This is a genomic window from Thioclava sp. DLFJ4-1 (assembly GCF_002020145.1).
Taxonomy (GTDB): domain Bacteria; phylum Pseudomonadota; class Alphaproteobacteria; order Rhodobacterales; family Rhodobacteraceae; genus Thioclava; species Thioclava sediminum.
Map to the genome: position 1 here is coordinate 20,039 of NZ_MPZT01000001.1, position 24,711 is coordinate 44,749.

General features: G+C 61.4%; 23 protein-coding genes. 13 read left to right on the forward strand and 10 right to left on the reverse strand.

Annotated elements, in window-relative coordinates; genetic code table 11:
- Positions 1 to 125: 125 nt before the first annotated feature.
- Positions 126 to 1,643, reverse strand: coding sequence for a ShlB/FhaC/HecB family hemolysin secretion/activation protein (locus BMI85_RS00105; RefSeq protein WP_143594943.1), 1,518 nt, complete (start codon positions 1,641 to 1,643; stop codon positions 126 to 128).
- A gap of 206 nt (positions 1,644 to 1,849) precedes the next feature.
- On the opposite strand from BMI85_RS00105, the gene BMI85_RS00110 reads away from it, so the two are divergent.
- From BMI85_RS00110 to BMI85_RS00165, 11 genes are all read left to right on the forward strand, one after another.
- Positions 1,850 to 2,503 carry a helix-turn-helix transcriptional regulator gene (locus BMI85_RS00110; RefSeq protein ID WP_210402285.1) on the forward strand — a complete coding sequence of 218 codons (654 nt, stop codon included), beginning with the start codon at positions 1,850 to 1,852 and terminating at the stop codon, positions 2,501 to 2,503.
- Between the two features lie 225 nt (positions 2,504 to 2,728).
- The gene (locus BMI85_RS00115) at positions 2,729 to 3,493 is read left to right on the forward strand and encodes a hypothetical protein (protein ID WP_078599080.1); all 765 of its coding nucleotides are present in this window, start codon (positions 2,729 to 2,731) and stop codon (positions 3,491 to 3,493) included.
- A gap of 25 nt (positions 3,494 to 3,518) precedes the next feature.
- Positions 3,519 to 3,779 carry a hypothetical protein gene (locus BMI85_RS00120; protein ID WP_078599081.1) on the forward strand — a complete coding sequence of 87 codons (261 nt, stop codon included), beginning with the start codon at positions 3,519 to 3,521 and terminating at the stop codon, positions 3,777 to 3,779.
- A gap of 274 nt (positions 3,780 to 4,053) precedes the next feature.
- A complete protein-coding gene (locus tag BMI85_RS00125; protein WP_078599082.1) occupies positions 4,054 to 5,151 on the forward strand; it encodes an SH3 domain-containing protein in 1,098 nt (365 codons plus the stop codon).
- A 42-nt stretch (positions 5,152 to 5,193) separates the two neighbouring features.
- Entirely contained in the window at positions 5,194 to 5,541 is a 348-nt protein-coding gene (locus BMI85_RS00130; RefSeq protein WP_078599083.1) for a hypothetical protein, read from the forward strand.
- Between the two features lie 311 nt (positions 5,542 to 5,852).
- Entirely contained in the window at positions 5,853 to 6,200 is a 348-nt protein-coding gene (locus BMI85_RS00140; RefSeq protein ID WP_210402286.1) for a GlsB/YeaQ/YmgE family stress response membrane protein, read from the forward strand.
- Positions 6,201 to 6,254: 54 nt separating this feature from the next.
- Positions 6,255 to 6,557, forward strand: a complete 303-nt coding sequence (locus tag BMI85_RS00145; RefSeq protein WP_078599085.1) for a hypothetical protein — start codon at positions 6,255 to 6,257, stop codon at positions 6,555 to 6,557.
- A gap of 104 nt (positions 6,558 to 6,661) precedes the next feature.
- Positions 6,662 to 6,967 (forward strand): hypothetical protein, encoded by a 306-nt coding sequence (locus BMI85_RS00150; protein ID WP_078547159.1) that lies wholly within the window; start codon positions 6,662 to 6,664, stop codon positions 6,965 to 6,967.
- A gap of 554 nt (positions 6,968 to 7,521) precedes the next feature.
- Positions 7,522 to 8,277 (forward strand): hypothetical protein, encoded by a 756-nt coding sequence (locus tag BMI85_RS00155; protein WP_143593904.1) that lies wholly within the window; start codon positions 7,522 to 7,524, stop codon positions 8,275 to 8,277.
- 86 nt (positions 8,278 to 8,363) lie between these two features.
- Entirely contained in the window at positions 8,364 to 9,197 is an 834-nt protein-coding gene (locus tag BMI85_RS00160; RefSeq protein WP_078599086.1) for a hypothetical protein, read from the forward strand.
- A gap of 148 nt (positions 9,198 to 9,345) precedes the next feature.
- The gene (locus BMI85_RS00165) at positions 9,346 to 10,134 is read left to right on the forward strand and encodes an outer membrane beta-barrel protein (protein WP_078599087.1); all 789 of its coding nucleotides are present in this window, start codon (positions 9,346 to 9,348) and stop codon (positions 10,132 to 10,134) included.
- A 291-nt stretch (positions 10,135 to 10,425) separates the two neighbouring features.
- Here BMI85_RS00165 and BMI85_RS00170 read toward each other — a convergent pair whose 3' ends face one another.
- The 7 genes from BMI85_RS00170 to BMI85_RS00200 all read right to left on the reverse strand — a co-directional run bounded on the left by BMI85_RS00170 (position 10,426) and on the right by BMI85_RS00200 (position 17,882).
- Positions 10,426 to 11,466 carry an aldo/keto reductase gene (locus BMI85_RS00170; protein ID WP_078599088.1) on the reverse strand — a complete coding sequence of 347 codons (1,041 nt, stop codon included), beginning with the start codon at positions 11,464 to 11,466 and terminating at the stop codon, positions 10,426 to 10,428.
- A gap of 8 nt (positions 11,467 to 11,474) precedes the next feature.
- Positions 11,475 to 12,107, reverse strand: coding sequence for a dihydroxyacetone kinase subunit L (locus tag BMI85_RS00175; protein ID WP_143594644.1), 633 nt, complete (start codon positions 12,105 to 12,107; stop codon positions 11,475 to 11,477).
- A gap of 8 nt (positions 12,108 to 12,115) precedes the next feature.
- The gene (locus tag BMI85_RS00180) at positions 12,116 to 13,117 is read right to left on the reverse strand and encodes a dihydroxyacetone kinase subunit DhaK (protein WP_078547148.1); all 1,002 of its coding nucleotides are present in this window, start codon (positions 13,115 to 13,117) and stop codon (positions 12,116 to 12,118) included.
- Positions 13,118 to 13,121: 4 nt separating this feature from the next.
- The gene (locus BMI85_RS00185) at positions 13,122 to 14,177 is read right to left on the reverse strand and encodes an ABC transporter permease (RefSeq protein ID WP_168174712.1); all 1,056 of its coding nucleotides are present in this window, start codon (positions 14,175 to 14,177) and stop codon (positions 13,122 to 13,124) included.
- Positions 14,177 to 15,706 (reverse strand): sugar ABC transporter ATP-binding protein, encoded by a 1,530-nt coding sequence (locus BMI85_RS00190; protein ID WP_078599089.1) that lies wholly within the window; start codon positions 15,704 to 15,706, stop codon positions 14,177 to 14,179. Before BMI85_RS00190 ends, BMI85_RS00185 begins: the two co-directional genes overlap by 1 nt.
- 122 nt (positions 15,707 to 15,828) lie before the next feature.
- The gene (locus BMI85_RS00195) at positions 15,829 to 16,836 is read right to left on the reverse strand and encodes a substrate-binding domain-containing protein (RefSeq protein ID WP_078539248.1); all 1,008 of its coding nucleotides are present in this window, start codon (positions 16,834 to 16,836) and stop codon (positions 15,829 to 15,831) included.
- Positions 16,837 to 16,868: 32 nt separating this feature from the next.
- Positions 16,869 to 17,882 (reverse strand): ABC transporter permease, encoded by a 1,014-nt coding sequence (locus tag BMI85_RS00200; RefSeq protein ID WP_078539249.1) that lies wholly within the window; start codon positions 17,880 to 17,882, stop codon positions 16,869 to 16,871.
- A gap of 172 nt (positions 17,883 to 18,054) precedes the next feature.
- Here BMI85_RS00200 and BMI85_RS00205 point away from each other — a divergent pair, with 172 nt between their 5' ends.
- Positions 18,055 to 19,122 carry a LacI family DNA-binding transcriptional regulator gene (locus tag BMI85_RS00205; RefSeq protein ID WP_210402287.1) on the forward strand — a complete coding sequence of 356 codons (1,068 nt, stop codon included), beginning with the start codon at positions 18,055 to 18,057 and terminating at the stop codon, positions 19,120 to 19,122.
- Between the two features lie 280 nt (positions 19,123 to 19,402).
- On the opposite strand, the gene BMI85_RS00210 is transcribed toward BMI85_RS00205, so the two are convergent.
- Positions 19,403 to 21,820, reverse strand: a complete 2,418-nt coding sequence (locus tag BMI85_RS00210; RefSeq protein ID WP_210402288.1) for a hypothetical protein — start codon at positions 21,818 to 21,820, stop codon at positions 19,403 to 19,405.
- A gap of 519 nt (positions 21,821 to 22,339) precedes the next feature.
- Between BMI85_RS00210 and BMI85_RS00215 the strand changes: the two genes are divergently transcribed.
- The gene (locus BMI85_RS00215) at positions 22,340 to 23,911 is read left to right on the forward strand and encodes an oleate hydratase (RefSeq protein WP_078599091.1); all 1,572 of its coding nucleotides are present in this window, start codon (positions 22,340 to 22,342) and stop codon (positions 23,909 to 23,911) included.
- Positions 23,912 to 23,996: 85 nt separating this feature from the next.
- Here BMI85_RS00215 and BMI85_RS00220 read toward each other — a convergent pair whose 3' ends face one another.
- A complete protein-coding gene (locus tag BMI85_RS00220; RefSeq protein ID WP_078519146.1) occupies positions 23,997 to 24,686 on the reverse strand; it encodes a helix-turn-helix domain-containing protein in 690 nt (229 codons plus the stop codon).
- Positions 24,687 to 24,711: the final 25 nt, after the last annotated feature.

Below are 24,711 nucleotides of genomic sequence, written 5' to 3' on the forward strand. Positions count from 1 at the left end.
CTGCCGCCCCGTGCTTGTTTCCCACACCATTGCAGAACCCGAAGTGATTGCCTTCGCCGAAGGCAGACACCGCTGGAAGCGTGAACAGGACGACAGTCAGAGCAAGAGACGGTTTACGCATGAGATCACCAGCTTTTCGTCAGACCAAGATAGAAGGCAGGATCGCCCGCACCGGTGGACGGCCCATCGGTCAAGGGCGCTGCCACATAGCTTCGCACGAAGACCCCCGCCGGGAATTCGGCATCGACCCCGAGGCCGAGGGACGCGAAGGTTTCTTCTCCCAACTCGTCCACCGAGGGACTGTTGTTCTTCACATAGCCAAGATCGAGGAAGCCGAAGGGCCGAACGCGCCGGACCTGCCCCGCGCTCGGGAAGAGATCGCGACCGACTTCGATCGTTGCGGACACGCCGCTGTCCCCTTGCGCTTCTGCAAACCGGTAGCCGCGTTCATCCTCACGTCCGCCGATATAGAATTCCTCGATACTCGGCAGGCGATCGGGCGAATATTGCCCCCAGAACTCGGCGCGCACGGCGCTTTCTGGACCGAACCATGAGACCGGGTGCTGGTAGCCCAATCCGACGCGCAGATGCGAGAAATGCTTGTCGCCGTCATCAAAGCCCGCGGCATCCGATGTGCGCTCGCCGACAGAGAGGTTCAGCGCATATTCATAGGCCCCGCCGCCCGGCAGCGCCTTGCCGAAGATCCAGGAAGCCCCGACGACATCGACCGCGCTGTCGAATTTCGTGCCAGAGACATCCACGTTGGATTCGACCCGCTTCGCCTCGAGAAGCGCATAGCCATAGGTATCCACATCGCGCAGGACCGGATAGCCGAAGGCGAGCATGGCCGTGTTGCCCTCAATATCGGTGGACAGAAGCGTGCCGCGCGCGTCCCGGCGTGCCGTGACCGAGCCCAGATAGACCTCGCCGAACCCACCGCCCCCGCCAAGGGGCATGCGATAGGCGAGAGCGCCCCAGACGCTGTCGCCGCCGCCATCGAATTCGGACGAGCCGGACAGCTCGAACCGCAACCGGTCGCCCGGGGTCAGCGCGCTGAGGAATTCCTGATGGACGCTCAGGATCGCGCTTTCGCCGAAATCGCGCGAGGGGTGATCGAGGCTCACATATCCCGAGGCCCGATCCTCCGGCGTCGTGATGACGCGGACCCGCGCGGCGGAGGCGCCTTCCGGATAGTCGACCTCTGCCGTGGCCGAGACCGCTTCGATATCCTCCACGAGCATGATCGCGCGCTCGAATTCCTTCTGGGTGACGGCGCGCCGCCCGACAATCGGCTCCACATAGCGGCGGATCAGGCGATAGGTCGGCTCATCCACCCCTTCGATCGACACATCGCCGATCTGCCCCTCGTCGACCACGAGTGTCTGCCCATCATCTGCGACGAACACTTCGGCGAGGAAATACCCATCCTCGCGATACATGATCTCGAGCGTCTCAGCGAGGTCTTCGGCCGTAACGGTCCCGGTGCGTTGCACGACGACCTGCGCGGCATATCCGAGGATCTCCGCCGTATCGTAAACGGTTACCCCGGTGAGGTTGAATTGGGTGCCTTGCGCCGAAACAGGAGCCGCGGCCAGCGCCAGAGCGAGGCTCAGCGCGATTGGTTTCACTCGAAAAATACCCACGGAAACATCCTGAAAAACCGCTCGATCACAAATAGTTTACCCAAGGGCAGTCGCTTGTCTAGCCTGAACAGTTCTCGCTAAGGTTGTGCGTGACATCTGAGCCGCACGGCGCACCTCGCCCTGCGCCGATCACGCAAGTTCCTGTCTTCCCAGATACAACGCCCCCGGGTAACGTTAGGTAAGCTTTGATTTCGGGAGAGGCTGAGTTGGAAGGTTCTGCGATCCGGGACATTCGGCGCCGCTTGGGCATCACCCAGATCGAACTGGGCGAAAGGCTCGGGGTCGATCAGGGCACGGTGAGCCGCTGGGAGCGCCAAGTGGAAAATCCGCGCCCCGCAACGCTCGCGCGCCTGCGATCACTTCTGGAGCGCGATGAGGAGCGGCGAGCCTTCAACAGAAGCCTCGCGATCGTGCGGTGTGACCTGCGCCCTGCGTCACTCCTCGATCAGAATCTTCGGCTCGTCGAAATTTCGGCCTCCGGCAAGAAGGCCTTCACCGATCGCGGACAGGATCCCTTCAAGCTCATGGGAACGTCCTTCGAGACCTACTCCAATCGCATCGGCGCGCCGCATCTTCGGGATCACCTGCTGGAATCGGGTTTTCTCGACGGGGCGGCGCTTCTGTTCAGCTTTACGGTGAATGCACGCGGAAACGGAAATGTCACGATCTGGGAGCCTCTGACGGAGGACGGGCAGTTTATCGGGGCGCTCAACTACATCACCTCTTTCTTCGACTTCCCCGCCAATGACGAATTCACGATCGAGAAGATCGGCTTCGTTGCGACCGACAATCCCGGAACCTTTCATGTCACCCATGCGGGTCAGCGCGCCCATCTGATCGACGGCGCGTCGTTATACTGACGGGGACCGGGGCGGCCGCAGCGCTTGGATGATCGGCCCCCTCGCCGCGCAACTCATCGGGCCCGCCAAAACGCATATTTCCGCCCTCCCACCGATCACCGCTTCGTGATCAAATGCCAAGAATGACGACGGCGCACGACCTTAGCGGGAGCGGCCACCCTCTTGCTTTTGGCACCACGCCACTTCCGTCACCCCTTGCGCAACGCATTCAGAGAGGTCCTCAAAATGAACAAGCTCGTTCTCAGCGCCATGCTCGTCTTCGCGCTTTCGGCATGTCAGGAAGAGGAAGACAAGACCGAGGAGACCGGCTCGGCGACTACCTCAACGACGCAGAGCGCGGAGCCCGCAAAGGAAGATACCGCGACGGCCGATGACGGCGGCGGCGCGATGGATGAGGCCCCGAAAGCCGCAGCGCAGGAGCCTGCCGCGACGCAAGCGGCGACCTCGTCCGAAGTCAGCCAGGAGGCAATCGACGCCTGCATCGACGCGGTGCGCGCGGCGCATGGCGCGATGGGCGGCACGGTTTTGAGCACCGAGTTCTCCGAGGCGAATTCGCTTGTCATGCTGAAAAGCGCCGACGATGCCGAATGGCGTTGTCTCGTCTCGAATGACGGCAGCGGTGCGAGCGTGGAACAGGTCAGCGCTCCGACGTCCACGGAAGACAGCGCCACGGCCGACGACGGTGGCGGTGCGATGGACGGTGCCCCTGCGGAAGATCCGGCGACGGCGGATGACGGTGGCGGCGCCATGGATGGCGCGCCGCAGGAAAGCGGCATGCCGTCAGTCGGCAGCCCGACCGATGTGACCGATTTCGTCGGCGCGCCTGCGGGTCAGGCGGTCGGCCGGTTGGAGGCGCTCGGCTTCGAGTCGATCCGCACCGAAGGGCTCACCGCCTTCTGGTTCAACCGGGCAACCGGTGCCTGCGCGAAGATCACGACCTCAGATGGGAAGTTTTCTGAAATCACGATGCTTCCTGCAGAAGACTGCTGAAGGTGTAAGGGGTGAAACCAACGAGATGACGCTCTGTCGGATCCTCCTCGGCCTCTTCGTGCTCCTCTGGATCGCGGCGCTGCTGCTGCTCGCAATCGGCACGTTTGGCTGGTTCGGACAGGAGCGCGATCCACTTTCTGGCGTCTTTCTGATGCCGCTCGGCCTGCCGTGGAACATGATCGTTCCCGTGCCGGAAAGTGCGGCCGCTCTTTGGGCGGTTGCCGCGCCCGGCGTAAATCTCGTCCTGCTTGTTATCGTTTGCAGAGTGCTGCGCCGTCGCCACTAAGCGGCCCGAACCACCACGTTTTCACTGCTTATATGCGTCGGCGCATCCCGGAAAACGACACCACCTTGCCCTTAGGTCAACAGATTCTCCCAAAACGCATATTTTCGCCCTCCCCAAACTCACGCCCGCGTGATCTGATTTGCTAAAGCATGGTCTGAAAAGAAATTTTTAGCCCGGACGTCGCTCACCCCGATCGGGAACGAGCGGAATTTTGCGAGCGCGCGTGGTCCATTCCCAGGCCCCGCGGCCTGTCCGAACCGAGAGGAGACACGTCATGTTTCAAGCGCCCCCATTCCTGCACGCGCTTCGCGCCGCCTCGACCGCCGCGCTCTGTACGTTTTCCCTCGCGCTCGGCGCGCCCCAAGCGGCTGCGCAGGAGAGCGTGCCGATCAGCTTCCCGCGCGGGCAGTCGGGCGTGACCATCAACGGCGCGGTGACCGGTCGGGACTTTATCGACTACGTGCTGCGCGGGAACGCCGGCCAACGGATGAATGTCGATCTGACGGTCACGGGCACGAACGGCAACGGAATCGCCTATTTCAACATCCTACCCGCGGGAATGGACTATAATGGTCTGTTCGTTGGCTCGAATGAAGGCAGTTCGGCAAGCGTGGTGCTGCCCGAGACCCGTGCCTGGGCGATCCGCGTCTACCTGATGGGCAATGACAGGGATACCGGCAAGACGGTCGGCTTCACGATCAATGTCTCGATCACCGGGAAAGGCAGCGGCGGCTCGGCCTCGGGCGGCAGTCAGAGTGGCGGGATGCTTCCCGAAGAGGATTTCTTCGTCGTGACGCTCCGCACGCCTGGCGACACGCTCAATATTCGCAACGCACCGCGCCCCAGCGGTCGCCTGCTGGGCAAGCTGCCCAACGGCACAGTCGTTCGCAATGTCGGCGGCTGCACGATGTCGGACGGTCGGCAATGGTGCAAGGTTCAGGACTCGCAAGGTGGTGTGCAGGGTTGGGTCGCGGCTCGCTTCCTGCGCCTTCCCGGACCGGGTGGCGGAGAAAACACCGCAACCGCCGATGACGGCGGCGGGGCGATGGCGGGCAGCGGGTCGGCAGACATCCGTGTGCAGTTCGCGCCCGGTTCGAGCGGCGCGGAGCTCTCCGGTCAGCTGATGCCGCAGAAATCGCAGCGATATATCCTCGGCGCGGGCAACGGGCAGGATCTGTATTTCCGCCTCGCCGCCAACGGCCCCGGGATGACTTACGTGATCTACAACCCGGACGGGTCCGTCCTGCTCGACGAAATGCCGGCAACGCAGGAATACCGTGGCCAGCTCTTTCAATCGGGCGACCACATCATCGACGTCTACAACACGGCCAACGGCGCACAATCCTACACGGTCATCTTCGGGATCGACTGACATCCGAACTGCCCTCTCGACCTCAACAGAAAGGAAGAAGACATGCCCAGACTGATCGGAATCATGGCCGGTTTCTGTGCGCTCACTGCACTCTCGGCCTGTGTCGAGAGCACAGGCGGATCGGCAGCCCAAATGCCTGTCGCGCCCGGCAGCCCGCCCTTCATCACCAGCATGTCTCCGGATGTCAGCCAGGCCGCGATCGACTCCTGCCGGTCGGCCTTGGCGGCCCAGACAACGGGCGGCGTGACCGTGGTCGGTGGAGAGACGTCGCAGGCCGCAACCGCCATCTACATGCGGGTCGGCGCAAACGGCGCTCCGTGGCGCTGTCTCGTCGGCGCGGATGGAAGCAACCCGCAAACCATGTTCATGGGCAGCGAAGGCTACCTCTGATCGGCACCGACCTTCTGGAGCGGCGTATGGCCCCTGCCCCGAAAGCCTCAACACGTGGAGACAGCCTTGCTCGATACTCTCGGCACGCCCGTCAAATACGGACTCATTGGCTGCGTCGCCCTGATCATCGGGTCGTTCATGTCACGCACCTTGGGCTTCGGAGGCACGTCTTGGTGGGAATACCGCTCTTGCCGGGGCCGTGGGCGGCTACATCGGCGGAATGCTCCGGGAGAGGCGGGGGAAATCCTGATCGGGGTCGAGAGCCGCTCGTCTGGCGCGAGAGATTTCACAGCAATCTTGGGAATCCAGTGATGAAACAGAGACTACTCATGGCGGTCGTGGCCACCGCTTTCGCAGCGCCCGCCTTTGCGCAACAAGGCCCCGCGAACGCGGTCGGCGCCGGGATGGGGCTGATCATCGGCATCCTGATTGCCGTCGTCGTCGGCGGGCTCGTCGGCTGGCTTGCGAGCCTGCTCGTGAAGGGGACGGGCTCCGGTATCGGGCTCGACATCCTGATCGGGATCGGCGGCTCGATCCTCGCGAGCGTTCTGCTCCGGCTGTTCGGAATTCAGATCGCGAGCGCGCTCGGCTCGCTGATCGTGATGTTCCTCGGAGCGGTGCTCCTGCTGTTGATCGTGAAGATGGTTCGCAAGACCTGAGCCCTGCGGAAGACGCCCGCACTCACCGACGACCAACCTGGAGGGAGAAGAACCATGAAGACCACTGTGACCATCGCAGGCCTGTTCGCGGCCTCGGCCCTGCTCGCAGGCTGCGTCGAGACCGGAGGCTCGGACCCGGCGCTCAGCGGCACCGATGCCCAGTTCGACACCATGACCGGCCCCTGTATCGCGCAGGCTGCGACCCTGACCGGCACCAGCGCCAGCTCGGTTTCCATCCTCGATCGCATCCAGACCGACGGCGGCCCGATCCTGACCCTCATGGCAGGCGGGAGCAAATACACCTGCCGCCTTGAAGCGAACGGCAGCGTCACAGTCTTCAGCGAATACGCGAACTGACGCGCCTCCTGCGGCCCCGCACCCCCTCATAGCGGGGCCGCAGCCAAGATTTTCCAACCGCGCATTGATCTGAACTGGCGCACAAACTGTCGAAGGAGACAAACATGAAGACGAAACTGATCTGGACCTGTGCCGCGGCCCTTCCGCTTGCCGCCTGCGTGGAGACCGGCGACACGAGCATGCCCGAGCAAGGTCGCCCAGCGGTCGGCAGCGAATACGACCTCTCCTCCTTCGAGGGCGCTCGCGCGGGTCAAGCCGAAGGCGGGATCATGGCGCTCGGCTATGAGCGTATTCGCTCCGAAGGGCTAACCTCGTGGTATTTCAATCGCTCCACTGGCGCCTGCGCACGCATCACGACCTCGGATGGTCGTTACTCCGACGTGACCATGCTGCCAGCTGAAGATTGCTGACGGACGCTACGGTTTCCCGGTCCGTTAGCTCGTGAGCAGTCTGCATTCGCGCTACGCCGCTTTTTGCAGAGCTGCCTCGGTGCCGGTTTTGAACTGTGTCTTCCTGAAAGACAGATGCGGGGCTGCACATCGTGCAGCCCCGAGCTCATAAATCCTATCACGTGAAGCTTTCGCGGGAGGGCAGCTTCCGAGCGATATTGTTTGGGGACCGAACGTCCTTTTTTGATTGGAAATAGCACACATTGGTTGGGGCTAGGGCCTACGACAGCACAGGGCCGACCGCGACGCTCTGATGGAAATCGGCAGGAAACGGACGTCCGCTTCGCCAGACACGACCGGCAGCGACGCAGGCTCGCTGCCGGTCGCGGCGCGCGCCCGGATCACCTGTCCCGTGCCCTCTGCCAATGCGTCACGATGGTGATGACGCGACTTCTCAGGTTGTGTGAGAGGCATCCGGAAACATACATCTCGTTGATTACGATCAAAGAGGAATCCCTCCTCCTATGTTCTTCTTGCTTCGACGCGAAGGCGTCAACACGGAGGAGGATATGGAAATGCGTAATTCAATGTTCACGAACAAGTCTCGCGTATCGCTCGTCGCTCTTGCTGCGGCATTGGGACTTGCGATCGCATGGCAAGCACCGGTCGCCGGTCCGTTCAGCTTCGCGGCCAATGCACAGGAGTCCGGCGGCCAAGGGACCGGCAAGGGAAATCAAGGCGGTCAGGGTCAGGGCAGCAAAGGCGCCCAGACCGGACAATCTCAGGGTCAGGGCCAAGGCGGGCCGGGCGAAGATTCCGACGGCAAGGGGCCGCAAGCAGGCGCGCCCTCCTCCTCCGGCGGCGGCAAACCGACCTGGTCGCAGGAAGGGATTCCGGAAGTCGAACTGGGGCGCCTGAACGTCGCGCGCTCGCCGGAACATGTGCTCGATCAGGCCTATGAAGAAGCGCTCGCATCGATTTCGCCCGAGATGGTTTCGTTCTACAACCTTTCGCTCGACCAGGCGATCGAGGAGCTCTCCCTGAACTGGGACAACGTGAGCTTCATAGACTCCCCGTTGCAGAACCTCGGCCTTCTGCAGGCGACGCTTGAGGGGTCGACCCCGCTGTCTAGCCTTGGCGTCTCGAATGATGCCGACACGCTCGCGGCGATCTTCCTCGGCGCGGCTTCGGACAAGACCGTTCCGATCACGACCGATACGGTGATTGCGGTGACGCAGATCCTCGGGGTGCCGGTCACGGGGGCTGCGGCCGCGTCTCTTGCAGCCGATGCCGAAGCTGTGCGCATCGCGATCCTCGCCGGACATGGCTGATCGCATCTGACGAACATCGACCCGGACCCGCCTCTGGCGCGGGGTCCGGGTCAAGACGACCAACATCTCATAACAAGGAGGCAGTCATGACACGCAAGACTGCAAAGAGCGCAACTGCCGTGGCAGGAATTGCGCTGATCGCTGGGCTGGGGCTCACCGTGCAGCCCGGCCCGAGCTTCGGGACATTCCATCTTGTCGTGCCAAGCGCCCTTGCGCAGGATAGCGGCACGCATACCGATGGCGATCACACGGATGGTGGCCAACAGAAGGGCAAGACCGGAGAGGCCGGGCATGGCTCGAGCAGCGGCGGCCATGAGGACGACGGCTCGCATGAGGAGAGCGGCGGCCATGGCGGCGCCAGCGGGTCTTCCGGGCAGGGTCAGGGCGGCCCGGGCGCGGATTCCGAGGGCAAGGGCCCGCAAGCCGGCACCCCGTCCGGCACCCGCGGCACCAAGCCGGTCTGGTCCAAAGAGGGTATCCCGGAGGTCGAGCTCGGGCGGCTGAACGTGGCCCGTTCGCCCGATCACGTGCTGCAGCGCGCCTATGAGGAAGCGCTGGCAACGATTTCGCCGACCATGGTCTCGTTCTACAACCTGCCGCTCGATCAGGCGATCGACCAGCTCTCGCTGAATTGGGACAACGTCTCCTTCATAGACTCGCCGCTGCAGAACCTCGCCCTTCTCAAGGATGCGCTGGATGGCAGCTCAGCGCTTTCCAGTCTCGGAGTGACGAACAACACCGCAACGCTCGAGGCGATTTTCCTGGGCACCGCCTCGGATAAAACCGTGCCGATCACGGCGGCTACGGTGACGGCGGTGACGACCATTCTTGGCCAGCCGGTGACGGGCGCCGCGGCGACCAGCCTCGCCGCGCAAGCCGAAGCAGTGCGTATCGCGGTTCTCGCAGGTCACGACGGCTGAGAGGCTATGGAACCGAAGCAACACTCTGCCCTTGCGTGAAGCGGGGGCAGAAGTTTCTTCTTCAACGCGCGCAGCCAGAGATCCATTATGTCGCGGAACAGGACCATCCGGTCAGGCGGATGGATGAGGCGGACGGAGAGTCATCGAAATGGTTTTTTCAATCAAGCGGGCCGCAGCCTGCGCCCTTGTCTTCAGTCTTGCAGTTCCGGCGGTAGCCGCTGCGCAAGACTCGGCCAGTTTCTTCAAGGTCGGCACGGCGAGTGTCACTTATGGACCTTACGTGCGCTTCGGGCTCGGGGCAGCAAACACCCGACCGTCTGACGAGCACTGGCTGCCGCCCGGCTACCCGTCCGATCCGCGAATCGATTTCGACCTGAGCAACGACACGACTGGCTTCGGCGAGATCGCCTTCGGCTATGACTGGATGAACGGCTTCCGCGGCGATGTCAGCTTCCTCACGACTGGCGCCGCCCATACCACCGGTCCGCACACGACCAGCGGCGACCATGCCGACATCACCGCGGCTTCGGTTTCGACCACTGCGGTGATGGGAAACCTCTACTATTCCCCGTTCGAGCAGATGGGCGTCAATTCCCGCCTTCATCCCTTCGTCGTGGCGGGGCTTGGTTACGCGAACAACAAGGTCAGCGACTGGACGCGGACGAACACCGCAAAGGCCTCCGTAGACCGGACCTTCTCGGGCGATACCCATGGCGATTTCGCCTATTCGCTCGGCATCGGCATGGCCTACCAGCTGACGCCTCCCGGCAAACACCCGGCGATCCTCGAGATGTCCTATCGCTATTACAGCTTCGGGACCGCGAAGGGTGGCAGCACGCCGGTGACCGGTGGCGATGAGCCGGTTGCTCCGCTGAGCTTCGAAAACGACGCACATGTGCTCTCGATTAGTCTGCGCATCCCGCTGCAGCGGCTCTGAGGCGGAGTTGGACGTTACAAAATCGCTGACGGCCCGATAGACGAACGGTGACATTCGCTGCCGTCAGCGTTCGTCGGCTCTGGGCCGTCCGCGACGGGTCCGTAGGTCTGGGCGGTGCGCGGCCGTTCGCTTCGTTCGGTCCCTATTCCTGCTATGCGCCCAAGTATTCGCTTGCTACCCACCTTAGCGGCAACTGCGAAAGCACACAAAAGCGTCAGTAGTCGTCTTAGGCTTCATCGACCGGAGCGACTTACTGCGACCGACCTCATGCACCAGCTTCAACCGGTCATTTCAGCGCGTCACGATCCCGTCCGCCGGGCTGAAGCGCGGCTTGGCGAATTGCTCTTGATGCCATAGCGGGTAGATCAGCGGCGGGCGGCTCACCTGGTCCAGGCGGGCTAGCTCGTCAGCCGAGAGCGCTACTTCGAGCGCGCGGAAATTGCGCTCGAACTGCTCCACCTTGCTGCCGCCCACCACGAGCGAAGCGACGCCCGGACGCGTAAGCAGCCATGCCAGCGCGATCTGAGCGGCCTCGACGCCATGCGCCTCGCCCAATTCGTTAAGCACATCGACGATCTTCCACAGCCGTTCCTGATCCCGGATCGGCGGCTCGGTCCAGCCTTTCGCCTGACGGCTGCCCTCCGCCACCGGATTGTCGCGGGTGTGTTTGCCCGACAGCAGCCCTGCGGCAAGCGGGCTCCAGATGGTCGCGCCAACGCCCTGATCGACCGCGATCGGCAGCAGTTCATATTCCGCCTCGCGCGCCTCGAGCGTGTAGTGGATCTGCTGGGTGACGAAGCGCGCCCGACCGGGCTTGTCCGAGGCCATGAGCGATTTCATCACCTGCCAGCCGGTATAGTTCGAGCAGCCCGCGTAGCGGATCTTGCCCTGATCGGTCAGCGTCTGCAGGGCTTCGAGCGTTTCCTCGACCGGGGTTTGGCCGTCCCATTCGTGGATGTGGTAGATGTCGATGTGATCGGTGCGCAGGCGCTTCAGGCTGCGCTCGCATTCGCGGATCAGATGCCAGCGGCTCGCGCCCTCGCCATTGGGGCCATCATCGATCGGCATCCGGGCTTTTGACGAGATCAGCACCTTGTCGCGGCGGCCTTGCAGCGCCTCGCCCACGATCTCTTCGGCGGTGCCGGTGGAATACATGTTCGCCGTGTCGATCAGGTTCACCCCGTGGTCGATCACGCAATCAAACAGATCGCGCGCCTCGGCCACGCCCTGACTGCCGACCATCGCGAAGGGACCCTCGCCACCGAAGGTAAAAGTCCCCATCGCGAGGGCTGAAACCTTCAGCCCGCTCCGTCCCAGCGTATTGTAGTACATACCCTCTCCTACGCGCCGAAAGCGGCGCTTGTCTCTTCGATGAGGATGCAGGCGACGGTGCCGCCCGCGTCCTGAATGCCTTTGGATTTCTCGCCAAACGCGGCAGCCTTGCCGTGCTGGGCTTCCATGTCCTTGGTCGCCTCCAACGCCTCTTTCGCGGCTTGGGCCGCCGCGCGTGATGCTTCGGCGGGCGATGCGCCTGCCTGCGCCTGCGCGGCGATGGTCTCGGCCATCGGGTGCAGTACGTCGAGCACGGTCTTGTCGCCGAGCTGCGCCTTGCCGCGCTGCGCGATCCCGTCGCGGAAGGCCGCCCAGAAATCTGCAAGCGCCGCGGTATCCATCACGTCCACACCGTCGAGCGCTTTCGCGCCGCGCAGGAAGCCCGTCGCCATCAGTGTGCCCATGGTCGAGGGGGCAGCTTTCGCGATCGCAGCGCCTGCGGTTTTCATTCCGTCCGCCAGCGTCTCGGGCGCCTTCTCCTCAAGCGCGGTCGCCGCAGCGGTGAAGCCCTTCGCCATGGTCAGTCCCAGATCGCTGTCCCCGACCTTGCCGTCGAGCTCGATCAGCGCCTGCTTCTCGGCGGCGAACCGGTCCCGGTAACGGTTGAACAGGTCCGGCAGTGCCTTCGCATCCATCGTCATGGCAACCCTCACTTCGCGATATGTTTGAAGAACGGCGTCGTCGCGCCGCGAGCGATCAGCGGTTTCAACTCGTCATCGAGATGCAGCACCGAGATCGAGGCGCCCGCCATCTCCATCGAAGTCGCGAATTCGCCGATCCAGACCTGCGCGACGCTCACGTTGCGCTCTGCGAACAGCTGCGAGATGCGACGGTAGAAGATGTAGAGCTCTTCCATCGGCGTCGCACCCAGCCCGTTGACGATGATCGCCACCTCGTCGCCTGCCGCGTAGTCCTGCTCGGCGAAGATGCGCTCCATCATTTCGTCCACGACGGCATCTGCGGGCTCGAGCGTCTTGCGGGTGATCCCCGGCTCGCCATGGATGCCCATGCCGATTTCCATCTCGTCCTCGCCAAGCGTGAAGCTGGGCTTGCCGACCTCCGGAACGATACAGGGCGTCAGCGCGACACCCATGGTGCGCGTGCGCGCCTTCGCCTTCTCGGTCAGGCGGACGACTTCGGCGAGCGGCTTCATCTCGGCGGCGGCGGCACCCGCGACCTTGTAGAGAAAGACGATCCCCGCCACGCCGCGGCGCTTGTGCTCCTCGCCCGGCTTGGAGGAGGCGACATCATCATTGCCGACCACGGTGGCGGTCTCGATATCGTCGACCTCGGCCAATTCCCCGGCGAGGTCGAAATTCATGATGTCGCCGCTGTAGTTGCCGTAGAGATAGAGGACGCCCGCCCCCTGATCGACATGCTTGGTCACTTCGAGGATCTGGTCCGAGCTGGGTGACTGGAACACCCCGCCAACGCCCGCACCATCGAGCATCCCGTCGCCGACATAGCCAAGGAACAGCGGTAGGTGGCCGGAGCCGCCCCCCGTCACGATCCCGACCTTGCCGGGGACCGGGTTGGCCGTCACGAAGCAATGCAGATCGTCCGCGACATGGGTCACTTCCGGATGGGCGGCGTAAATCCCCTCCAGCATCTCTTCGACGAAATCTTCGGGTTTGTTGAGAAATTTCTTCATCGGATCACTCTGCTTTGCGTTGCTTGGGTTTTTGCTTGCGGCGCACGAAGAAGGCCGCTGCGAGAAGGATGAACGCGCCCACGACGAGGCGCTGCCAGGTGCTGGGGATTCCCACCAGAACCAGGGTGTTGCTGACGACGGTGATCAGGAGAACACCGGCCACGGTGCCCAGCACCGAACCCGTGCCGCCGGTGATCCGCGCCCCGCCCAGAACGACGGCGGCGATCACTTCGATCTCGGTGCCGACCAGATCGAACGGGTTGGCCATGCGGGTCGCGCTGACATGGATGATGCCTGCAAGCCCCGCGAGCGCGCCCGCGAAGGCGAAGACGAAGACATGCACCACGCGCTGGCCATAGCCGAGCCGCGCCGCGACCTCCGGGTTGCCGCCAGTGGCGAAGATCGCCCGGCCCATCAGCGTGCGGTCGAACAGGAACCACGCCAGCCCGACGACCACGGGGAAGATCAGGAAATAGGCGGGCAGATCGACCGTCACGCCATTCGCGCCCTGAAACTGATAGAGCGCGGCCTTGCCGAAGGCGGTCATCTGCGGCGGAAGCTCCATCAGCCACACCGTGCCGACGAAAGCCAGCAGGATCCCGCGGAACAGATATTGCGTCCCGATCGTCACGATCAGCGAGGGCACGCGCAGACCGTGGACCAGAAGGCCGTTCACCGCCCCCAGAAGCGCCCCGGCCACGACGGCAATTCCGATGATCGCGGCCATCGGCAGATCGGGCGCCACGGTGATCACGAATTTCGTCAGCGAATACATCGTCAGCGCCGCGATCGCGGTGAAGGAGACGTCGATCCCCCCTGCCGCTAGAATGGCAAAGACGCCGAGCGCGAAGAGGCCGGTCACCACGCTCGCGCGGCCCATGTCGATGAGCGAGCCCGGCTGCAGGAAGTTGGGGTTGATGATCGACACCGCCACGCAGATCACGACGAGGATGGTCAGCGTCACCATCTCGGGTCGGCGTCGCAGGGTCTCCCAAATCGTCAGTTTGTCCTCGGGACGTTTGGGCGTTGATCGGTCATTCATCTCTTGCACCATGGTCATCAGGCAGCCTCGTTCGCCGAGCCGAGCATCGATTGATAAATACGGTTCTCGTCGGTGGTCGCGGCGTCGAGTTCGTCGACGAGGCGACCGCGGTTCATCACGAGGATCCGGTCGCAGTTCTGCAGCAGTTCCGGCAGATCGTCGGAGACGATGATCAGCCCGATCCCGCGCTCCGCCATCGCCTGGATCGCGCGGTAGATCGTGTCCTTGGAGCCGACATCGACGCCGACCGTCGGGCCGTGCAGCACCAGCAGTTTCGGCTCGATGCTGAGCCACCGGCCGATCAGCACACGTTGTTGGTTGCCGCCAGACAAAGCCGACACCGGCAGATCGATATTGCCGGTATTGAGGTTCATCGCCTCGGAAATCTTGCTCGCCGCCTCGCGGCCTTTGCGCTTGTCGACGATGCCGCCGCGACCGCGCAGCCGGTCGAGGATCAGCGTCACCTCGTTCTGGTAGATCGATTTCTGCAGGAACAGACCCTCGGAGAGGCGGTCCTCGGGGACATAGCCGATACCGCGCGCAATCGCGTCAGCGGGAGAGTCGAGATGCACCCGCGCGCCCGAAATCTCGAAATGACCGGAACTCAACGGCTGGTGGCCAGCCAGCGCGAGGGCGACCTCGTTGCGCCCGGAATCCGAGAGCCCCGTGATCCCCAGCACGTCGCCCGCTTTCAGCGAAAAGGCGACATCTTCAAAGGCCGCACCGGAGCTCGCGCCCTCGACGCGAAGCACTTCCTCGGCCTGCGGGATGCCCTTGCGATAGCGCATCGTGTCCAGCTCGCGCCCGGTCATCAGATGCGACAGCTCGGCCCGCGAATAGTCCGCGATCGGGCCCTGCGAGATACATTCGCCGTCGCGGAAGATGATCGCCTGCCCGCCGATGCGGTAGCACTCCTCCAGCTTGTGGGTGACGAACAGCACCGCCACGTCGCGTTCGAGCAACTTGCCGACCAGTTCGATCAGCGCGTCGACCTCGTGCCGGGTGAGCGATGTGGTCGGCTCGTCCATGATCACCAGCCGCGCATCGGCGGCGATAGCGCGCGCGATGGCGACGCGCTGACGGATCGCAAGCGGCAGGTCTCCGACCATCGTGCCGAGGAGTTTCGCCGTCGGCTCCAGCCCGACATTGCGGATCGCCTCGCGGGCGGTTTCGCGCAGCCGGCGGCGGTTCAACAGACGCATCAAGCGCCCGTTGCCGCTTACCAGCTGGTCGCCAAGAGCGACGTTTTCCACGACGGAGAGGTTCGGCAGCAGGGAGAGGTCCTGATAGACCGTCTCGATCCCCGCTTCGAGCGACTGGATCGGCGACAACTCGTTATGCGCCTGCCCGTCCAGTATGATCTCGCCTTCGCTGGGCGCGTGGGCACCTGAAATAATCTTGATGAAGGTGCTCTTGCCGCAGCCATTCTCGCCCAGCAGGTGATAGGCGACGCCGGTATCGATCGTCACATCGACGCCACGCAGCGCGTGAACACCGCCAAAGCGTTTATGAATGCCGCGCAGCTCCAGAAAATGTCCGTCTGACATCTGATTGCTCCCCCCTGAACACCGGTCGCTTCCATCCCATGCGCCAAAGCTCCTCCAGCCTGGGCACGGGCGGTCTGACAGTCGGCCGGGGCTGCCCCCGACCGACCAGTTTTTTTCACGCCTTAGAAAAGGGTCTCTTTGTAGGTGTCCTTGTCGACGAGAACCATGCCGTTGCCCACGACCAGCACGCCGTCACCTGCGCCGGGGCGCACGCTGACACTGTGGTAGCCGTCGACTCCCAGATCCATGCCGTCGGTGATCTCCTCACCCGCGAGAATCTTGGTGGCCAGCGAGTTCATCGCCATGCCGGCCTTCTGGGGATCCCAGAACCCGATCGCGGTGATTGCGCCGCTGTCGAGATAGGCCGCCGAAGGGTTCGGCAGACCGGTGCCCACGAGGCAGACCTTACCGGCCAGACCCGCTTCTTCGATCGCGCGACCGACGCCGAGAACGTCATTGCCCGCCGAGGTCTGGAAGCCCTTGATATCCGGATGCTTGCGCAGGATTTCCTTGGCTTTCTCATAGGTGCCCTGGGCGTCGTCGAAGCTTTCGTTATTCGGATCGACGAGTTCCATATCCGGGTATTTCTTCGCGTTCTCCTCGCCCGCGCCGACCCATTGCATATGGGTGCGGCTGCCCAACGAGCCGACGAAGGTCGTCCACTTGCCCTTGCCGTCCATGCACTTGGCCAGACGCTCGTTCAGGGCCGCACCATATTCAGCGTTATCGAAGGCTTCGACATCGGCCATGGTGTTCTTCTGGTTATCGGCCTCATGGGTCACGACGACGATGCCGCGATCCATCGCGCGCTTGAGCACGCCTTCGAGGATCGCCGGATCCATCGGCACGACGGCCAGTGCATCGACGCCGCGTGCCACGAGATCCTGAACGATCTGCAACTGCTGCGCGGAATCCGCCGTGGCAGGGCCGACTTGCTCGATCTTCATGTCGGAATGTTCCTGCGCGTATTTCTCGACGCCGGTCTTCATCCGGTCGAACCACGGAATACCGCTGATCTTGACGACCGTGGTGATCGACTTGCCCTCTTGTGCCGCGACCCCTTGCGCACCGGCAAGCATTGCCGCCGTGGTCGCGGCCAACAGGCCGATTTTAAGTCCTTTGAATGCCATGATGATCTCCTCCCTGGATTACATTCTTCGGCTCAGTTTTTCGGAGCGCGCGCCGCGCGCCCCAGCGAAAAGCGTGTGATGAACTGGTCGACCAGCTCGAAGCGGTTCACCGCGAGGAAGCACAGCAGCAGCGCGCCCCAAGCAAAATCCCGCACGAAATTCGAGAACCCGACGAAGTTCAGCAGACTCGACAGGAGCTGCAGAGTGATCGCCGAAAGCACCACGTTGACGACGCGGCCATACCCGCCATCAGGACGCACCCCCGCCATCACCGCGACAAGGATCGCGATCAGAAGATACGAGGTGCCGTAGTCCCATTTCACGTTGATATTGCGTGCCGCGATGATCACCCCGGCAAGCCCGGCCATCAGCCCTGACAGTGCGTAGGTGGTGATCAGGATGCGGTCACGGTTGAAGCCGCTGAAGAGCGCCGCTTTCGGGTTTGCCCCGGTGAGCATCAGCTTCATCCCGTAGGGCGTAAACCGCAGGACGCCCCCCAAGATCAAAGCCGCGCCGAGGAAGATCAGGAAGCTCGCTGGCACTCCGAAAATCAGGCCGTTGCCCAGATCATAGAGCGCGGGCGGCGACCCGATCATGACCGAGCGCCCTTCCGAGAACACGACCGCCGCACCGGTAAAGGCCATCTGGGTGCCCAAGGTGCACAAGATCGGCGTGATCTCGAAGCGCGAGATCAGAAATCCGTTCAGCGCGCCCCCCAGCATGCCGATCAGCAGGCAGCCCCCAGCGAAAGTGATGGTGAACAGCACCGGGGCCTCGTCCACCGGGAAAATCGAAAGAGCCACAAGCCCCGAGGCCACCCCCGAAAGGTTCGCCAGCGCGATCCCCGACAGGTCGATCCCGCCATTGCCCGAGCACATCGCGAGCATCACGCCGATGGCGAGCAACCCGATCTCGGGCACTTGGTTCGCCATCGACTGCAAATTGTAGATCGAAAGGTAATTGCCGCCGGATGCCGCGCCGCCGACTGCGAGAAGCAGCACGATGAGCACGGACAACACAAACAGATTCCCGTCCAGTTTCGACATCTCCTCCCCCGTGTCGTTTACTGAATAATTATCTTATTTACTAAATTGCTACTATTATGTTTACTAAAGTCAACCCCGTTTGTTCACTAGCCCCTCTCGGCGCGTGAGATTAAAAGGACCGTGCGTTCCGCCCATGTGCGGCACAGACAAATCGCGATGAAATGAAGGTGGGATGAGCGAGACCATGGAAGTTCAGCCGAAGAAACCGGTCACTTTACGCGAAGTTGCCGGGCATGCGGGGGTCTCCGCTGCCACCGTGTCGTTGGTTCTGAACGATAAGGGCGATATCTCAGAGGCCACCCGCGCTCGCGTCCTGCAAGCAGTGGAAGCGCTGAATTACACGCCGCGTTCGAATCGGCCACGGCAGGAAGCCACCAACACGATCCGCTTCCTGAAAATCGCGCGGCACGGCCAGACGGTGAACCGCGACCACAACCACTTCATCTCGGATTATATCGACGGCATGTCCTTCGAGGCGCTACGGCGCGACTACGCCTTGCAGGTCGTAAGCTACGAGCAGGAATCTCTTCAGCAGATGCTGTCCGACCTGGAGGGGACGGAGCCGCGCGGGATCGTCGTGCTCGGCACCGAACTGTCGCGCGAGGATATCGAGACGATCATTGAATACGCGCCGCTCCCCACCGTGCTCATCGACACATATCACCCGTTCCTGAAGGCGAATTTCGTCGACATGGACAACGATCAACTCGTCCACGACGCGCTCTCACATCTGATCGCGCGAGGCTTCCGCAAGATCGGCTATGTCGGGAGCTACAGCGAGGTGATGAACTTCCGACTGCGTCAAAGGGCTTTCCAGACCGCGGCCGCGGCACTCGGATTGCAGGGCGAGGATGCGCAGGAACTTTCGGTGATGTCGACGCTGGAAGGGGCCTATAAAGAGACCCTGGCTCAATTGCGCGGCCAGCCCGTCGCGGATGCCTATTTCTGCGCGAACGACATAATCGCCTTCGGCTTCGTCCGGGCCTTGCGCGAATTGGGCCACAGAGTGCCGGAGGATGTTTCGGTCGTGGGCTTCGACAACCTGCCTACCTCGAGCGTGTTCGACCCGCCCCTGACCTCGGTCGACGTGCCGAAAGCGCGCATCGGCGCAATGGCGATCCGCCTGCTCGACGACCTCATAGCGGCGGACGACCGTGACCAATCCCCCGTCAAGGTTCTGATGACGGGGGAACTGGTCGTGCGCGACAGCGTCGCAAAGGCACAAGACAGGAAGCGCTAACCGCCTATGCTTCTGCTATCGTGCAGCCAGAGGACGGGCATGGGCGGGAAGCCGACCTTCGCTGCGTCTTTGACGAACGACAGAAATGCGCACACGTTTCAGATGCGTTGCTGCGGACTCGGTAGGGAAGCATAATGCAAAAACATAGATAAAATTGCCATTTAACCGGGATTATAATCTGCGATGGTATTCATAACTTGCACACGGGATACCCAAGTGTTTCGCGTTTTAACATCCGTCCCAGTCGAGCGAAACTGCGCTCATTACTGAATGCTAATGCCTACCGCCATCCTGCTTTTGGTTTTCCTTGCAGACGTTCTATCGCGAGGAAATCTTTGTTATTAGCCTCCAGAACGCCCCGAAAATCATAGTAATTGACTGGAAACGCAGATGTATTCCAAGTTTCCAAAAGGTAATGTTTGAAGGCATTGGCTTTTCGGAAACGATCATTGATGTAGAATGACGATGCGAGATCAAAGACTAATCTTCTGGCTTCTGCTTCGAGGATTGGAGTGTCGGTAGACATCGCATCCAAATATGGGAAGCTTCCGCACCAATGTCTGATATGATACAATCCTACCGATGTTGACCTATAGCTGAAGGAAAATGGAGAGACACCTTCGCTTACCGGAATCTCGCGAAAATGAGAGTGTGGCGTCTCAATGATGCGGCCCTCAGCAGCGCGACGCAAGACCTCTGCAATCTGCTCATCAGCGAAGCCGTTCCTGGAAAGCTCGGCTCTGATATCCTCTCCGAAGAAAAATCCATCGTTGTCCCTCACGCCCTGATTTGACGATAGGAAGGAGACGATTAAGGGCATCAAGAAGTGCTCTCGAGAATCTGCCGTGTGTATGTCAAAGATATTCGTCGCCAGCTGGGATGATCTCGGATTGTAATACGAATATTCTCCAAGAAGAGCGTGTTTTGTGAACTCGTGAAGTGGAACTTTATAGTTCCCAAACTTCTCTTCGATCTGGATTATCTTCCTGCAGTCAACGTTTGAGCTTCCGCAGAATCCGGTGATCATCTCAATAACTGCTCGAGTGTTGCCGCCGCTGATGTTACTTAAGAACTGACGGATATCATCGTTAGACTTCACGGATCGAAGCGTGGCTTTAAGAAATGTCGCGACGTTCTTTAAGTTGAGCCTAATTCCTTCGAGCGCTGCCGGAGCTGCCTTCCCTTCAGCAACCCTTAAGGCGAAAGTTAGACGCTTGACGACAACCTCATCGATGGGGGGAGGCGAAATTGAAAGTATTTTATTCTGATAGGCAGATAGGGCGCCCGTCGTTTTTGAGGTCAAGAAAGTGCTTGGCCTCAAAGCTACGAATACAATGAGGTTCCTCGTTGCGGCCAACTCCTGAGCTATAAGAAATGCTTCCTGTTGAACAGGATAGCTGCGCTGGTCTGCATTGTCTATAACGAGAGTGATTTGCTTTCCTTGGCCTCCGGAGAGGAAGGAGAGGCTAGCATGAAGATGAGAGTCTCTAGCTTCGACTAAGTCCTGAGTGAACTTTATCTTTTCTATCTCGTAAGCCTTGGGGTCAATCTCCTTCAAAGCCCCGGCTGTCCGACGGTCAAATTCAGACAGTTGCCTTTGATATACGTTTCTTACGAAGCCTCTCTCAAAAATGTCGCATCCGTAATTGTCGGCAAGCACCCGGGGAATTTCACTCAGGACAAATGACTTGACACTTTCCGTTAGGTTGGCTTTCCTCCCTAGATCTATCTTGATGTAGATGCTAGATGATGATGTTTTCGCGGTGTTAATCTCCAGATTTTCAAAGAATGAAGATTTTCCCACGCCAACGTCACCTAAGACTACGATTGGACGGGAGCCGATCCGAGGGGCCGCACTCTCCAGTAAATCACTAACCGATGGAGCCGTAAGTGGGGCAGGAGATGAAGCTTCTTCTCCTGATCTTTTATATCTTCTTTCAATAATGTTTTTGCTTAGCAGGAGATGACGATTATTCGCTTCTAGAGAGACGTAACACTCGGAGTAGAAGTCCTCTTTTGTCCGGGGGTTGTCTTCGATCTCCTCAAGCAAAAGGGAGCCGATAAGCTGTAGGCTTTCCTGCATATCATCTCTATACCGGTGCTTGAATGGTTCAGGTATAGCACTCGAAGCCTTTGCAGGCATTCTGGGACTTCTTAGCTGTGAAAGTCTTTGAAATGCTCGGTTTTCTGAGATTCCTTCAGGGGAAAGGAGTTCCCAAAGCAGCGGGAAACTTCCAACAAGATCCTTTAGTCCGTTGAACAAGAAGCACAGTCCATGGGTAGGGGGCTCCCCAACAGTTATCGCCTGAAATACCGCAAGTTGTCGACCGTTAGATACCACAGCCACTGGGATCCCACGGAAGGAACAGTATGGTATGACTTGGCGCACTATATCTGCAAAATTTTGGCAAGATTCGGTCAGTGACTTAATGTCGCGAGGCCGGTTCGGGCTTCCGCCGGGAGGTATGTTCCATATTTTTGCTTCACGCTTCGCCTCCAATACGGCACGTGGGGGCTTTCCGAGAATATAGTCGGCCCTGCCGCCAGATTCGTCCGTGCTTTCAACTTCCAGATAAATGTGATCCCAGCCGAGACACTCCAAGAGCAACCGATCAATTAATTGGAACCTATTTTGAGCCTCATTCCAATGCTTGCTGCTTTCAGGAAACTCCTCAGAGATCTCCTTGAGTTGCCGCAATCCATCAGCCAGTTCATGCTTGGAATGCAATTTCCAATTCCCTCTTGTTCGTTTACGGAAAGAAGAGCGTGTAACAATGGCGCGTGTCAACCATTCGTCGTGGCTGTTCGGCTTGAACTTAGAACGTATTGTAGTTGCACGCCTCCATGGTCAGGCGCAGCGCTTTGGCTGCCCCTTGACGGTCTCGTTTCAGCTGCGATCGGCAGAAATGCGTTGGGACCGGTCATCGGCTTCGCCGAGCGCGAAGGTCCGCAATGGGCCGAGATTTTCCCTCTCGCCAAAGGGGGAGCATGGATATTAGCTGCACCCGGCGCGAATGGCCGGTCCCATGCTCAGACGGTCTGGGCAGTCCGCCGCATGACGTGACTTCCCTGATCACCATGCAAGCGGGCGGAGCAGGCGTAAACTCGGAGAGCAATCTTCTTCGTCCGTTTCTCATAAAATGCTAGAATTCGCCGTGTCGCCAAGGATTTCGGCGGCGGCGAGGAAAGTCTGGACTGCAGAGAGCGAGGCTCGGCGATGGAAGCGACAACGGAACGACATCACATCGTTGGCGGCGGCATCGCGGGCCTTGCCACGGCGGTATTTCTGCTACGCGACGCGGGCGTGGATGGCGCGGCGATCAATGTCTACGAACAACTCGGCACCGCGGGCGGTTCGCTGGACGGATCGGGCGATGGCGAGGACGGGTATCTCGTCCGCGGTGGCCGGATGTTCGAGGAGCATTTCGCCTGCACGTTCGATCTGCTCGGCTCGATCCCCTCGGCGGACGATCCCGCCACCTCGGCAGCACAGGACATCTTCGCCTTCAACCGCATGGTGCCCGGCTCGGCCAATTGCCGCATCGTGCGCGGCGGCAAACCCGCCGAGGACCGTTTCGACCTTACCCTCACGGCGCAGGACATCGTCGATATCAACCGCCTGATCCTGCATCGCGAAGGATCTCTCGGGGCCGAGACGATCGAGGACTGGTTCCAGCCCACGTTTCTCGCCAGCAACTTCTGGCTGATGTGGTCGACGATGTTCTCCTTCCAACCATGGCATTCCGTGGTCGAGATGCGGCGCTACCTGCGACGCTTCATTCATCTCTTTCCCGGTTTCACCCGGATCGCCGGCATCCTGCGGACCCGCTACAACCAGTATGACTCCCTGATCGCGCCAATCGTGAGCTGGCTGCGCGACCGAGGCGTGCAAATCGTCACCGTCACGCAGATCGTCGACATGCGGATCGAGGGCACGCGGCAGGACCGCCGCGTCAGCGCGCTGGTTTTCGCCAGTGGCCAGGAAGTGCCGGTCGCCGAGACCGACAAGGTCTATCTCACGCTCGGCTCGATGACCGATGCCTCGGTGACCGGATCGAACGACCGCGCGCCCAGCTGCGATGACCGCGAGGGCGGTGCCTGGACGCTGTGGCGAAAGCTGGCGGCGGAACATGAGGGCTTCGGCCGCCCGGAGGTGTTCTGCGGCGAGACCGACAAAACCGCGTGGCATTCCTTCACGGTCACGCTCGACAGCCCCGATTTCTTCGAGTTCATGGAGGATTTCACCGGCAACCGCACGGGCACGGGCGGGCTGGTGACCTTCGCGGACTCGGGCTGGACGCTCTCGATCGTGCTCTTCCACCAACCCCATTTCCGCGGCCAGAAACACGGCACCTATGTCTTCTGGGGATACGGCCTGCGCGGAGATCGTCCCGGCGATTTCACCACGAAACCGATGTGGGAGGCGACCGGCGACGAGATCCTGACGGAGCTTTTCGGCCATATGGGCCTGACGCCCGAACAGCAGGCCTGGTTCAAGACCGCCCGCGTGATCCCCTGCCGGATGCCCTTCATCACCAGCCAGTTCATGCCGCGTCAGCCCGGAGATCGCCCCGACACCCGGCCCAGCGGCGCCAGCAACTTCGCGATCATCGGGCAGTTTTGCGAACTCCCTCGCGATTGCGTCTTCACGGTGGAATATTCCGTCCGCTCGGCCCGGGCCGCGGTGGCGAGCCTGATGGGACGGATCACACCTCCCCCGCCGGTCGCACGTACGGACCTCGACCCGAAAGTGCTCTTCAACGCTGCGCGGGTGCTGATGGGCGTGTAGCCCTTCGGAACGCGCGACCTGTGACCGATGCTGGCACGGTCTGCCACAGCCTTCGACGACGCGCTGACCGGAACGGCGACGCGGCTCAGGAGGCCAGCTTTTTCTCGGCAGCGAAGGGGCTGAGGCCCAGCCATTTCTGCATCGAGGCCACCACGTCTCGGGACCCGATAAGGTCGAGCTTGCGGGCGGCCTTCGACACGGTCGTGAGGCCCATCCAGATCTCTGTCATCGTGCGCAGATCCGTCGTGACGAAGAGGTCCACATCGAACCCCGGATCGACCTGACACAGATCGACATCGCCGCTCGCCTCCACGATCAGCCACCACGAGGATTTTGACGCCGCGAGCTCGGGGAAGTGGAAATTCAGGACCGTCCGGCCCGGAGGAAGCGGTGAAGGATCGAGATTGCGGCGCATGTCCCACATCAGTAGCGACACATCGAGCCGCTCCAGAGACGGCTCGGACTCCACCCATTTCTGCCCCCAGATCCCGAAAGCCTCGACGAGCGGCAGCAGGTCCTTTCCCGCATCGGTGAGAAGGTAGTCGACGGCTTGAGTGCCCGCGACCGGGTGTCTCTCGACGATCCCGGCCGCCTCCAGCTCCCGCAGGCGCTGCGCAAGCAGTGTGCGCGACATGCGCGGGACACCTCGCCTGATATCGTTGAAGCGGGTCGATCCGGCCACGAGTTCGCGCACGAGGACCATCGTCCATCGGGTGCAGAGGATTTCGGCGGCCATCGCGACCGGGCAAAACTGGAAATAGCTGGCGTTGGACATCGGAGATCTCCTCCATGGCTTTTTC

Excerpts from the sequence above, each read along its gene's own strand:
- BMI85_RS00115 (WP_078599080.1), top strand. The coding sequence starts at position 2,729 with ATGAACAAGCTCGTTCTCAGCGCCATGCTCGTCTTCGCGCTTTCGGCA.
- BMI85_RS00125 (WP_078599082.1), top strand. The coding sequence starts at position 4,054 with ATGTTTCAAGCGCCCCCATTCCTGCACGCGCTTCGCGCCGCCTCGACC.
- BMI85_RS00200 (WP_078539249.1), bottom strand. The coding sequence starts at position 17,882 with ATGTCGAAACTGGACGGGAATCTGTTTGTGTTGTCCGTGCTCATCGTG.
- BMI85_RS00160 (WP_078599086.1), top strand. The coding sequence starts at position 8,364 with ATGACACGCAAGACTGCAAAGAGCGCAACTGCCGTGGCAGGAATTGCG.
- BMI85_RS00120 (WP_078599081.1), top strand. The coding sequence starts at position 3,519 with ATGACGCTCTGTCGGATCCTCCTCGGCCTCTTCGTGCTCCTCTGGATC.
- BMI85_RS00190 (WP_078599089.1), bottom strand. The coding sequence starts at position 15,706 with ATGTCAGACGGACATTTTCTGGAGCTGCGCGGCATTCATAAACGCTTT.
- BMI85_RS00155 (WP_143593904.1), top strand. The coding sequence starts at position 7,522 with ATGCGTAATTCAATGTTCACGAACAAGTCTCGCGTATCGCTCGTCGCT.
- BMI85_RS00205 (WP_210402287.1), top strand. The coding sequence starts at position 18,055 with ATGAGCGAGACCATGGAAGTTCAGCCGAAGAAACCGGTCACTTTACGC.
- BMI85_RS00145 (WP_078599085.1), top strand. The coding sequence starts at position 6,255 with ATGAAGACCACTGTGACCATCGCAGGCCTGTTCGCGGCCTCGGCCCTG.
- BMI85_RS00215 (WP_078599091.1), top strand. The coding sequence starts at position 22,340 with ATGGAAGCGACAACGGAACGACATCACATCGTTGGCGGCGGCATCGCG.
- BMI85_RS00150 (WP_078547159.1), top strand. The coding sequence starts at position 6,662 with ATGAAGACGAAACTGATCTGGACCTGTGCCGCGGCCCTTCCGCTTGCC.
- BMI85_RS00180 (WP_078547148.1), bottom strand. The coding sequence starts at position 13,117 with ATGAAGAAATTTCTCAACAAACCCGAAGATTTCGTCGAAGAGATGCTG.
- BMI85_RS00130 (WP_078599083.1), top strand. The coding sequence starts at position 5,194 with ATGCCCAGACTGATCGGAATCATGGCCGGTTTCTGTGCGCTCACTGCA.
- BMI85_RS00195 (WP_078539248.1), bottom strand. The coding sequence starts at position 16,836 with ATGGCATTCAAAGGACTTAAAATCGGCCTGTTGGCCGCGACCACGGCG.
- BMI85_RS00220 (WP_078519146.1), bottom strand. The coding sequence starts at position 24,686 with ATGTCCAACGCCAGCTATTTCCAGTTTTGCCCGGTCGCGATGGCCGCC.
- BMI85_RS00140 (WP_210402286.1), top strand. The coding sequence starts at position 5,853 with ATGAAACAGAGACTACTCATGGCGGTCGTGGCCACCGCTTTCGCAGCG.
- BMI85_RS00165 (WP_078599087.1), top strand. The coding sequence starts at position 9,346 with ATGGTTTTTTCAATCAAGCGGGCCGCAGCCTGCGCCCTTGTCTTCAGT.
- BMI85_RS00175 (WP_143594644.1), bottom strand. The coding sequence starts at position 12,107 with ATGACGATGGATGCGAAGGCACTGCCGGACCTGTTCAACCGTTACCGG.
- BMI85_RS00170 (WP_078599088.1), bottom strand. The coding sequence starts at position 11,466 with ATGTACTACAATACGCTGGGACGGAGCGGGCTGAAGGTTTCAGCCCTC.
- BMI85_RS00185 (WP_168174712.1), bottom strand. The coding sequence starts at position 14,177 with ATGACCATGGTGCAAGAGATGAATGACCGATCAACGCCCAAACGTCCC.